General features: G+C 64.1%; 10 protein-coding genes. 6 read left to right on the top strand and 4 right to left on the bottom strand.

The genetic code is table 11. The features are described 5' to 3' along the window. The 4 genes from ABIE53_RS10020 to ABIE53_RS10005 all read left to right on the top strand — a co-directional run bounded on the left by ABIE53_RS10020 (nucleotide 1) and on the right by ABIE53_RS10005 (nucleotide 4765). On the top strand, nucleotides 1–834 hold the full coding sequence (locus ABIE53_RS10020) for a M90 family metallopeptidase (protein ID WP_192698883.1): 834 nt from the start codon (nucleotides 1–3) through the stop codon (nucleotides 832–834). A 195-nt stretch (nucleotides 835–1029) separates the two neighbouring features. Then, nucleotides 1030–1296 carry a type B 50S ribosomal protein L31 gene (locus ABIE53_RS10015; protein ID WP_006048858.1) on the top strand — a complete coding sequence of 89 codons (267 nt, stop codon included), beginning with the start codon at nucleotides 1030–1032 and terminating at the stop codon, nucleotides 1294–1296. Between the two features lie 325 nt (nucleotides 1297–1621). Beyond that, entirely contained in the window at nucleotides 1622–3379 is a 1758-nt protein-coding gene (locus tag ABIE53_RS10010; protein ID WP_006048857.1) for an ArnT family glycosyltransferase, read from the top strand. 6 nt (nucleotides 3380–3385) lie between these two features. After that, a complete protein-coding gene (locus ABIE53_RS10005; RefSeq protein ID WP_107707691.1) occupies nucleotides 3386–4765 on the top strand; it encodes an MATE family efflux transporter in 1380 nt (459 codons plus the stop codon). Between the two features lie 193 nt (nucleotides 4766–4958). Here the strand turns inward: ABIE53_RS10005 and ABIE53_RS10000 are convergent, their stop codons facing one another. Together ABIE53_RS10000 and ABIE53_RS09995 are read right to left on the bottom strand one after the other, a co-directional pair. Next, complete coding sequence (locus tag ABIE53_RS10000) at nucleotides 4959–5390, bottom strand: carboxymuconolactone decarboxylase family protein (protein WP_006048855.1); 432 nt, start codon at nucleotides 5388–5390, stop codon at nucleotides 4959–4961. Next, a complete protein-coding gene (locus ABIE53_RS09995) occupies nucleotides 5342–5842 on the bottom strand; it encodes a MerR family transcriptional regulator (RefSeq protein WP_053858018.1) in 501 nt (166 codons plus the stop codon). Before ABIE53_RS09995 ends, ABIE53_RS10000 begins: the two co-directional genes overlap by 49 nt. A gap of 321 nt (nucleotides 5843–6163) precedes the next feature. Between ABIE53_RS09995 and ABIE53_RS09990 the strand changes: the two genes are divergently transcribed. Both ABIE53_RS09990 and ABIE53_RS09985 read left to right on the top strand, forming a co-directional pair. After that, nucleotides 6164–6814, top strand: a complete 651-nt coding sequence (locus tag ABIE53_RS09990; protein ID WP_107707690.1) for a ComEA family DNA-binding protein — start codon at nucleotides 6164–6166, stop codon at nucleotides 6812–6814. Between the two features lie 228 nt (nucleotides 6815–7042). Then, nucleotides 7043–7471, top strand: coding sequence for a YidB family protein (locus ABIE53_RS09985; protein ID WP_029971378.1), 429 nt, complete (start codon nucleotides 7043–7045; stop codon nucleotides 7469–7471). 195 nt (nucleotides 7472–7666) lie between these two features. Here ABIE53_RS09985 and clpB read toward each other — a convergent pair whose 3' ends face one another. Together clpB and ABIE53_RS09975 are read right to left on the bottom strand one after the other, a co-directional pair. Further along, nucleotides 7667–10264 carry an ATP-dependent chaperone ClpB gene (clpB, locus tag ABIE53_RS09980; RefSeq protein WP_006048851.1) on the bottom strand — a complete coding sequence of 866 codons (2598 nt, stop codon included), beginning with the start codon at nucleotides 10262–10264 and terminating at the stop codon, nucleotides 7667–7669. A 132-nt stretch (nucleotides 10265–10396) separates the two neighbouring features. Further along, nucleotides 10397–10906 (bottom strand): Rrf2 family transcriptional regulator, encoded by a 510-nt coding sequence (locus tag ABIE53_RS09975; RefSeq protein ID WP_107707689.1) that lies wholly within the window; start codon nucleotides 10904–10906, stop codon nucleotides 10397–10399. Nucleotides 10907–11188 lie beyond the last annotated feature (282 nt).

Here is an 11188-nt window from a genome sequence, read left to right as displayed (position 1 = left end):
ATGCTTTCGAAACTCACTGGATGGCTCGGCTCACGCCGGCGCGAGCGCGCGCTGCGCGACTACGCGATCGGCGACACGCTGTGGCAAGCCACGCTCGACGGCCTGCCGTTCCTCGCGCATCTCGATGCGCCGGACCTCGCGCGCCTGCGCGAAATGAGCAGCCTGTTCATCGCGCAAAAGGAGTTCTCCACCGCGCACGAGCTCGAACTGACCGACGCGATGACCGTCGCGATCGCGGCTCAGGCGTGCTTGCCGGTGCTGAATCTGAGCCTCGACCTGTATCGCGGATGGGTCGGCGTGATCGTCTATCCGGGCGAGTTCGTGATCCGCAAGACCGTCGAGGACGAAGACGGCGTCGTCCACGAAGTCGAGCACTACGCGAGCGGCGAAGCATGGGAAGGCGGCCCCGTGATCCTGTCGTGGGAAGACGCGCAGATGACCGACGGGACGGACGCGTACAACGTGGTGATCCACGAATTCGCGCACAAGATCGACATGCTGAACGGCGAAGCGGACGGCCATCCGCCGCTCGTGCGCCGCTGGCATGCGCCGCTCGACTCAGAGGCGTGGGCGGACGTGTTCGATTCCGCCTACGACCAGTTCTGCGCCCGCGTCGACGCCGTGCCGCAGCGGCGCTGGACGCGCTTCGAGCGCGAGTCGCTGATCGATCCGTACGCCGCGGACCATCCGTCGGAATTCTTCGCGGTATGCAGCGAAGCGCTCTTCGTCAAGCCGCATGCTTTCGAGGCGGAGTCTCCGGAACTGTACAGATTGCTCGCGCGCTATTACCGCCAGGACCCGGCGCGAGCCGGTCTGACGTTCGCCGCACCGTGATTTTCCGAATAGCGGCTGAATTCAGGCGGAAATGTGTCAAGAAAGCGGTCAAAAAACCTCGTCAGATTCGTCAAGCGACTGATTTTCTGGCATAATCGCCGTTTTTCGACCATAGGCAAGTGGCTCGCGCCTAAATGCGGTCCGCGCAACAGCGGCCTCACGCGGGTTGGCTACCGCCAGATTTAAGGAAAGATCATGAAAGAAGGCATTCACCCGAATTACCGCGAAGTCCTGTTCATCGACGTGTCGAACGACTTCAGGTTTGTGACGCGCTCCACGATCCAGACGCGTGAAACCGCCGAATTCAACGGCAAGACGTACCCGCTCGCCAAGATCGAAGTGTCGTCGGAATCGCATCCGTTCTACACCGGCCAGCAAAAGATCATGGACACGGCAGGCCGCGTCGAGAAGTTCCGCAACAAGTTCGGCTCGCGCGCTACCGGCAAGGCAGCAGCAAAGTAATACGCGCTTTGATCACCGCTTCGCCGGTTTCGGCCAGCAGCGGTGCAGCGAAAAGGAAGGGCAGCGCAAGCTGCCCTTTTTTGTCGCCTGCGCGCGGGCGGCTTGCGTCGCCTGGCTATGCTCACGCGCCCATCGCGCTCACGAGCGGCATCGCGCAACTCGCGCCTGAGCGCCTATGCGGGCCGATTGCAGCCCCGTTGCACGCGATTACTTGCCGTGACGCGCACAGTGCCGCCCGACTACAATGCCGGATGCTCCAATCGGGCCATCGCCGGCAGGAAGGTAGTCCGGTGACGGCTTTCGCTTATCCACTATCCCAAACCGCATGAGACCTGTCGTTCGCCTCACTGCCTCCGCGACCAGTGCGCTGCCACGCTGGCTGCTGTTGACCATCTGTATCGTCTACGCGTCGTTCGGCCTGTTCGGCCGCGATCCGTGGAAGAACGAGGACGCAGCCGGCTTCGGCGTGATGTGGACCATGGCGAACGGCAGCGCGCACGACTGGCTGCTGCCGAATCTCGTCGGCAAATACCTCACTGAAGACGGCCCGCTCGGCTACTGGCTCGGCGCGATCGCGATCCGCGTGCTGGCGCCGTGGGTCGACGCGAGCAATGCATCGCGCGTCTTCACAGGGCTGCTGTTCTGCGCGGGCTGCGCGTTCGTCTGGTATGCGGCCTACCTGCTCGGGCGGCGCGCCGAAGTGCAGCCGTTCAAATACGCATTCGGCGGCGAGCCGGAGCCGCGCGACTACGGCCGCACGCTCGCCGACGGCGCCCTGCTGATCCTGCTCGCGTGCTTCGGCCTCGCCGAACGCGGCCACGAAACGACGCCGCAACTCGCGCAATTCGTCGGCATCGCGATGCTGGTGTACGGCCTCGTGCGGATGATCGACAAGCCGATTCAGGGCGCTTCGATCTGGGGCCTCGCACTCGGCCTCGTGACGCTCGCGAGCAGCCCGGTGCTGGTCGGCGCGCTGCTGCTCGGCACCCTCGCGATGACCTTGATCGTGCGCGAAACGCGCTCGCGCTGGCTGCTGCTGGCGGGCCTGCCGATCGCTCTGGGGCTCTCCGTCGCATGGCCGATTGCCGCGCTGGCCGCGTTTCCCGTCGACGCCGTCTGGTATCTGAACCAGTGGGTGCACGTGAGCCTGAGCTCGTTCGCCGGCCCGCCCGGCTCGGTGGCGGCTTACGCGCTCAAGAACCTGCCGCTCTTCACGTGGCCCGCGTGGCCGCTCGCGCTATGGGCGTGGTTTAGCTGGTCGGGGCTGCGCCGCGGGCCGCACGTGGCGATTCCCCTTTCGGTGATCGGGCCGCTGTTCGTGCTGGTGGTGCTGCAAAGCCATCAGTCGAACCGGCTCTATATGCTGCTGCTGCCGCCGCTCGCGGTGCTGGCCACCTTCGCGCTGCCTACGCTCAAGCGCGGCGCAATCAACGCAATCGACTGGTTCGCCCTGCTCAGCTTCACGATTCTCGGCAGCTTCGTGTGGCTCGTTTATGTGGCCGGGCTGACCGGTTTCCCGCATCCGCTGGCGCGCAATCTCGCGCGTCTCGCGCCGGGCTTTGCGCCGCAGTTCAAGATTCTTTCGTTCGTCTGCGCGGTCGCGGTGACGGTGTGCTGGTTCGTGCTGGTGCAATGGCGTCTCGCGCGCCATCCGAAGGTGTTGTGGCGCAGCGTGGTGCTCTCCAGCGCGGGCACGACGCTGATGTGGGTGCTGCTCATGACCTTGTGGCTGCCGGTCGTCAACTACAGCCGGACATATAAGGACGTGGCCCAACAGATCTCGAGCCATCTGCCCGACGACTACACCTGCATATCGCCGGTGCGCCTCGGCAATGCGCAGATCGCGACCTTCGCGTATTTCGGCGACATGCACTTCGCGTTCAATGAAGATTGCGACGTGATTCTGCGTCAGGACACGCAGGACTACGGCGAGCCGAGCGCAATGTCCAACTTCGTGTGGAAGCTCGTATGGGAAGGCCGACGCGCGGCCGACCGCGACGAACGCTTCCGTCTGTATGTCCGCATCGACCGGCCGAAGCCGCCCGTCGTCAAACGGCGCAGCTGGCACAAGAAAGCCGACTGAACGACGATGCTCGCCGACCTACGGAAAATCGCAGGGCTCGCGTGGCCGGTGCTGATCGGCCAACTGGCGATCATCGCGTTCGGCGTGATCGACACGGCCATGGTCGGCCGTTATTCGGCCGTCGATCTCGCCGCGCTCGGCCTCGGCTCGTCCATCTACATTTCGGTGTACATCGGCCTGACCGGCATTCTCACGGCGCTGCAGCCGATCACCGCGCAACTCTACGGCGCGCGCCGCTATGAAGAGATCGGCGAGGAGATCCGCCAGGCGCTGTGGCTCGCGCTTGCGCTGACGGTGATCGGCTTTCTGATCCTGTTCTTTCCGGGCCATCTGCTGAAGCTCGCGCGCGTGCCGGAGGCGCTGCACGAGCGCACGGTGTCGTATCTGCGGATACTCGCGTTCGGTCTGCCCGCCGGTCTCGTCTTTCGCGTTTACGGTTCGATCAGCAATGCAGTCGGCAAGCCGCGGCTCGTGATGATTCTGCAGATCGGCGGCCTGTTGCTGAAGGTGCCGCTCAATACGTGGTTTATTTTCGGCGGTCTCGGTGTGCCGGCGCTCGGCGGCCCTGGCTGTGCGCTGGCAAGCAGCCTGATTAACTGGGCGCTCGCGCTCGTCGGCATGCTGCTGCTCACGCGCGTCGACGTGTTCACGCCCTTCGCGATCTTCCGGCGCTTTTGCTGGCCGGTCTGGCGGCGCCAGGCGGCGCAGTTGCGGCTCGGCATCCCGATGGGACTGTCGTATCTAATCGAAGTCACGTCGTACACGTTCATGGCGCTTTTCATCGCGCGCTTCGGCACGACGACGCTCGCCGGGCATCAGATCGCCGGCAACATCGGCGCGGTGTTGTACATGACGCCGCTGTCGATCGGCATTGCTTCGTCGACGCTCGTCGCTCAGGCGCTCGGCGCGCATCGCCCGGAAGCGGCGCGCACGCTGTCGCGGCACGGCATCATGATGGCCGTCGCGATCGCCTGCTGTTACGGCGTCATCGTGCTCGCGCTGCGCCCGTATGTGATCGAAGGCTATACGCCGAATGCGCAAGTCGTGGCCGCGGCGATGCCGCTCGTGCTGATCGTCGTGTGCTACCACGCGTTCGACGCGTTGCAGATCACCACCGCGTTCGTGCTGCGCGCGTACAAGGTCGCGGTCGTGCCGACCGTGATCTACGCGGTGGCGCTATGGGGCGTGGGGCTCGGCGGCGGCTATCTGCTCGGCTTCAATGTGAGCGGCACGATCCCGCCGTGGTTGACCGGCGCACGCGGCTTCTGGGTGGCCAATACCGCGAGCCTCGCGATTGCCGGCATCGGCTTGCTGCTTTACTGGCGAGTGGTCAGCAGGCGGCACGTGCGCGCGGCCGCGGCGTTGCGGGCGGATGCTGGGGTTTGATGGTGGAAGTCGCGGGCGGTCGCACTGCGGTGCGGTTGGTTGAAAGCGCGGATTGTTTCTATGTCCGCCCCCCGTACCGGGCGCGGGCGGGCCGGGCATAGGTGCAGTGCGTGTGTTGAGCGCAGGTTCCGAACGCCGGTTCCAGGCGACGACTAAACGCAGCCGCTCAAATACGCGGCCCGCATCCACCGCTTCAACCCGCATCCGCCGCTTCAACCCGCGCCTCCGCCCCTCCCGCCTCCCGATCATGCCGCTCGAAAATCTCGCGTGCGGCAAAGAGCGCGTTCAGCGCCGCCGGAAAGCCGGCATACAACGCCATCTGCATGAACACTTCGACGATTTCCTCGCGCGAGCAGCCGACATTCAGCGCTGCTTCGATATGCACCTTCAACTGCGGCTGCGCGCAGCCGAGCGTGGCAAGCGAAGCGATCGTCGCAATTTCGCGCGCGCGCAAATCGAGCTGCGGACGGCTGTAAATATCGCCGAAACCGAATTCGATCAAAAGACGCGCGAAGTCCGGTGCGATCGGCGCGAGCGCGGCGATGACCTGCTCGCCCGCCGAGCCGTCGATTTCCCTCAGCTTGTTCCAGCCTTGCGTGTAGCGGTCGTTTTGTGCGTGGTCCATGGTGAGTCCTTTTCCGAGTGTGATAGGGATGACGTGTCGTCGATCCGCCGTGTCCGGCCGCCCGCCGCGGGCGTCTGGCCGGCCGCTTCGCCTTCGTAATACGCGATCTTGTCGATGATCGCGCCGAGGTTCGTCTGCAACTCGGCGATCCGCGCCAGCACCGCATCGCGATGCGCGGCGAGCAGGTCGCGACGCGCGCCCATCGTCTGCTGACCCTCGGCCCGCAGCGCCGCGAAGGCCTGCATGCCGGCGATCGGCATGCCGGTCGCCTTCAGGCGCATCAAGAACCGCAGCCAGTCGAGGTCGGCCGGCGAGTACAGGCGATGCCCCGCCTGCGTGCGGCCGACCGCGCGAATCAGCCCGGCCTGCTCGTAATAGCGTAGCGTGTGCGTGGAGACGCCGATGGTTTCGGCGACCTGCCCGATGGTGAGTGCGTTCGACGTTTTCGACATGACAGGACTCAGGTTAGGACTTCGAGTGCACTCTAAGTCAAGCGCGCCGCGCTGTCATTCGCGCTGTCGTTTATTGCCGCTCATTCGTCGACACGGCCACGCGCGCGCGGACGATGTGAGCAATCGGCGCACAACCGCCTTATATCGAGGCAAAAGGTTTAAAGATTGTTCATGGCGATTTACTTGCCATCAATCGATCGGTATAAATCGTCGGCGTTCGCAAATAAAGGGGCGCATTTGTCCTATGCTTATGCGCAGCGCCTGCTGAGCGATGCGTCGCCCGTTTCCGGCTAACTTTTTGCCCCCAATGGAGTGCTTGCCATGCTGAAAAAGCTCGTGATGCTTTGCGTTGCTCTCGCGTTCTCGCTGTCGGCCGGATTCGCGGCAGCAGTGGAAGTCAACTCCGCCGATCAGGCGGCGCTCGAATCGGTCAAGGGCATCGGGCCCGCGCATGCGAAGGCGATCATCGAAGAACGCAGCAAGAACGGCCCGTTCAAGGACGCCGACGATCTGGCCGCGCGCGTCAAGGGCATCGGCAGCAAGTCGGTCGTGAACCTGGAAGCGGCGGGCCTGACGATCAACGGCTCGTCGACGCCGCCCACGGGTGCAAAGGCGGCCGCCAAACCTGCGGCTACGCCGTCCGCGGCCACGAAGCCGACGGAGACGAAGGCCGCGCCCACGGCTAATACGACCGCGACCGCGGCCACAACGCCGGCAACCGCGGCGCCGGCCACGCCTGTCGATGCTTCGGGCGCTAAGGCGTCCAAATCCGCAAAGTCATCCAAGTCGAAGAAGGCTAAGGAGGCTGCAGCGGCATCGGCGCCTGCGGGCACTGCTACTACCGCCACAACCACGGCCACCGCCGCCACGGCCGCGAGCGCGCCGGCCGACGCGTCGGGCGCCAAAGCATCGAAGAAGAAAGCGAAGAAGAGTAAAGCCGCGTCGGCAGCGGCGGCTTCCGGCGGCGCATAAAGAACCCGTCCGATGCAAACCGTGTCGGACATTGATCGAACAGCAAGGCAGTGCGCCGCGCAGCGATGTTTGCGCCGTGGGCGCACCCAGTGCAGCCGGCACAGTTGGCGCACCACGGGCACCACCGCACCGCACGCACTACCTTCTTTCCCCTCGACGCCGCGCAGCCGCGCGGCGCCTCACCCGCCGGCCCGTCATCGACGTGCCGGCATTCAAGAGAGACCCATCATGAGCCTACTCGATACCCTCGGTTCCCTGGTCGGTAAATCGCCCGAAGGCGGCGGCCAGGCAGCGCTGATCACAGCCGCACTCGAATTCGTCAACAGTCAGCCGGGCGGGCTGAACGGCCTGATCCAGCGCTTCCAGGAAAAGGGCCTCGGCGAGGTCGCATCGTCGTGGGTCAGCAACGGCGAGAATCAGCCGATCGCCGCCGACGCGCTGCATAGCGTGCTCGGTTCCGACGCCGTCGCCGGCCTCGCCGCGAAAGCCGGCGTGCAACCGGATCAGGTCACCGGCCTGCTCGCACAAATCCTGCCGCACGTGGTCAACGCGGCCACGCCGGAAGGCGAAGTGCCGGCCGAAGGCAAGCTGAACGCAACGACCGTGCTGGGCGCGCTCGGCGGTTTGTCGGCGCTGTTCGGCAAGGGCACGGCCTAAGCGAAATCGGGCTGGCGCGAGCGGCGTGAGCGATTGAAGCGCGCCTCGACGCACCGAGCGGACCGCTGAAGCAAGCGAACCACTCCTGCCGGCCACGGAGCAGCAAAAAAAAGCGGCAACGAAGTCACCTTCGTTGCCGCTTTGCCATCTACGCGCGCTTGATTACCGCGCGTGAGACCGTTCGTGACGTGTGGCTCAATGCACCACGCGCTCGAACACCAGGTTGCCGTCTTCCAGTTCGACCGGAATCACATCCTTCGGACCGAACTTGCCCGCCAGAATCAGCTTGGCGACCGGGTTCTCGATCTCCTGCTGGATCGCACGCTTCAACGGCCGCGCGCCGAACAGCGGATCGTAGCCGACCTTGCCGACGTGCTCGAGCGCCTCGTCGGAGACCACCAGTTGCATGTCGAGCTTCGCGAGCCGGTCATGCAGACGCTGCAACTGAATCCGCGCGATGGACTGCACGTTCGAGCGGTCGAGCGCATGGAACACCACGACGTCGTCGATCCGGTTCAGGAACTCAGGGCGGAAGTGCAGCTTCACCTCCGTCCACACCGCGTCCTTCACGGCTTCCTGCGGCTCGCCGACCATCGCCTGGATGACCTGCGAACCCAGGTTCGACGTCATCACGATCACCGTGTTCTTGAAGTCCACGGTACGCCCCTGGCCATCGGTCATACGGCCGTCGTCGAGCACTTGCAGCAGCACGTTGAACACGTCCGGATGCGCCTTCTCGATTTCGTCGAGCAGAATCACGCTATACGGCTTGCGACGCACCGCTTCTGTCAGATAACCGCCCTCTTCGTAGCCGACATATCCCGGCGGCGCGCCGATCAGACGCGCGACGCTGTGCTTCTCCATGAATTCGCTCATGTCGATACGGATCAGATGATCTTCCGAATCGAACAGGAACGCCGCCAACGCCTTGCACAGCTCGGTCTTGCCCACGCCGGTCGGCCCGAGGAACAGGAACGACCCGTACGGACGGTTCGGATCGGACAGACCCGCGCGCGAGCGGCGGATCGCGTCGGCCACCGCGCTGATCGCCTCGTCCTGGCCGATCACGCGCTCATGCAGCTTGTCTTCGATCTGCAACAGCTTCTCGCGCTCGCCTTGCATCATCCGCGAGACCGGAATGCCGGTGGAGCGCGACACGACTTCCGCGATTTCCTCGGCGCCGACCTGCGTGCGCAACAGGCGCGGACGCGTCGGATTGTTCTGCTCCTTCGCCTCGGCCTGCGTCACTTCCTTCAGTTGCGCCTCGAGACCCGGCAGCTTGCCGTATTGCAATTCGGCGACTTTTTCGAGCTTGCCTTCGCGCTGCAAACGCGTGATTTCCGCACGCGTCTTGTCGATCTCTTCCTTCAACTGCGCGCTGCCCTGCACCGCTGCTTTTTCCGCGGTCCAGATTTCCTCGAGGTCCGAATACTCGCGATCGAGCCGCTCGATTTCCTCTTCGATCAGTTGCAGACGCTTTTGCGACGCTTCGTCCTTCTCTTTCTTGACGGCTTCGCGTTCGATCTTCAACTGGATCAGCCGACGGTCGAGCCGGTCCATTTCTTCGGGCTTCGAATCAATTTCCATCTTGATCTTCGACGCGGCTTCGTCGATCAGATCGATTGCCTTGTCCGGCAGGAAACGATCGGTGATGTAGCGATGCGACAGCTCGGCCGCCGCGACGATCGCCGGGTCGGTAATGTCCACGCCGTGATGCAGTTCGTACTTTTCCTGCAAGCCGCGCAGGATCGCGATCGTGGCCTCGACCGTCGGTTCGTCGACGAGCACCTTCTGGAAGCGGCGCTCGAGCGCGGCATCCTTCTCGATGTACTTGCGGTATTCGTCGAGCGTGGTCGCGCCGACGCAATGCAGTTCGCCGCGCGAGAGCGCCGGCTTCAGCATGTTGCCCGCGTCCATCGCGCCTTCGGCCTTGCCCGCGCCGACCATCGTATGAATTTCGTCGATGAAGACGATGGTCTGCCCTTCGTCCTTCGCGATGTCGTTCAGCACGGCCTTCAGGCGCTCTTCGAATTCGCCGCGATACTTTGCGCCCGCGAGCAACGCTGCCATGTCGAGCGACAGCACGCGCTTGCCCTTGAGCGTCTCCGGCACTTCGCCATTGACGATGCGCTGCGCGAGCCCTTCGACGATCGCGGTCTTGCCCACGCCCGGCTCGCCGATCAGCACCGGATTGTTCTTGGTGCGGCGCTGCAGGATCTGAATGGCGCGCCGGATTTCGTCGTCACGGCCGATCACCGGGTCGAGCTTGCCGGCCCGCGCGCGCTCGGTCAGGTCGACCGTGTACTTCTTCAGCGCCTCGCGCTGGCTTTCGGCGTCCTGGCTGTGCACTTGCGAGCCGCCGCGCACCGCCGCAATCGCGCTTTCGAGCGACTTGCGCGACAAGCCATGCTGACGCGCGATGCGGCCGGCCTCGCCCTTGTCGTCGGCGACCGCGAGCAGAAACATTTCGCTCGCGATGAACGTGTCGTTGAGCTTCTGCGCTTCCTTGTCGGCCTGGTTTAGCAGTCCGGTCAACTCGCGGCCGATCTGCACATTGCCGTCGGTGCCCTGAACTTGCGGCAGACGCGTGATGGCGTCGTCGAGCGCGGTTTGCAGCGCCTGAACGTGCACGCCGGCGCGCGACAGCAGCGAACGCGCGGACCCGTCCTGCTGCGCGACGAGCGCCGCGAGGACGTGAACCGGTTCGATGTATTGATTGTCATGGCCGACCGCGAGACTCTGCGCGTCCGCCAGCGCTTCCTGGAATTTAGTGGTGAGTTTGTCGATTCTCATGCGAGACCTCCAATTTCGATTACCACCAAAATGAGGCGTTTTATTCAGGTTTCAAGCGCTTTTTTGTCCTCAGGACGTAGTTTTTAACGTTGCACGCGAAGAAAAATGCGCGACGCTTCGCGCGAGCCGCGTTCAGGCGACCGGCAGCGGGTTGTCGCTCGCCGGCTCGACGGGCACCGCCGGCACGACCGGGATCACCGTGCGGATGCCGAGCAAGGCCGCCAACGGCCCTTGCGGACCCGCGACTTCATCGATCGTATGGCGATCGAGTTCGGAGAGAAAGGCATTACGCGCAGCCTCGAGCACGTTGCGCAACCGGCATTGAGGCGTAATGACGCAAGGACGGCGTTCGCCGTTCTGGTCCGGCAGACACGCGACCAGCGCGAAGTCGCTTTCCGTCGCGCGCACGATCTCGCCGACCGTCAGCTTGCGGGTGCGCTCGGCAAGCCGCAAGCCGCCGTTACGGCCGCGCACGGTTTCCACCCAGCCCAGTTCGCTCAACTGCTGCACCACCTTCATCAGGTGGTTCTTGGAGACGCCGTACGCGTCGGAAATGTCCTGAATGGTCGACAAGCCCTCGCCGCGAATAGCGAGGTATAAAAGGACGCGCAGCGAATAATCGGTGTAATCGGTCAGTCTCATGGTTGCAGTATCACAATGAGCGCAAGCCGCGATCCGTGGGATAACCGCGTCGATGCAAGGGTTGCCGGGGGCCGCGGCTTCGCCATAAGATGCAGGGTTGGCACATGTTTAATTATGCTGCATCGATGAATCCGGGCCTTCGACGCCAATGGTAACGTTTCGCGCCGCGCCTATTCACACCAAAAGCGCGCTATTTTGAGCTGACTTCCGCGGAACTGGTAGTTTTTATGGCAGTTCCGGACGCCCGGTGGCGCCCGGTGGCGCGCTTTGACGAATCGCAGC

Origin of the sequence: Paraburkholderia sp. OAS925, assembly GCF_040543975.1 — a bacterium.
In the GTDB taxonomy this organism is placed as follows: domain Bacteria; phylum Pseudomonadota; class Gammaproteobacteria; order Burkholderiales; family Burkholderiaceae; genus Paraburkholderia; species Paraburkholderia graminis.
Note: the sequence above shows the minus strand (reverse complement) of the source record. Positions and strands in the feature narration are given on the sequence as shown.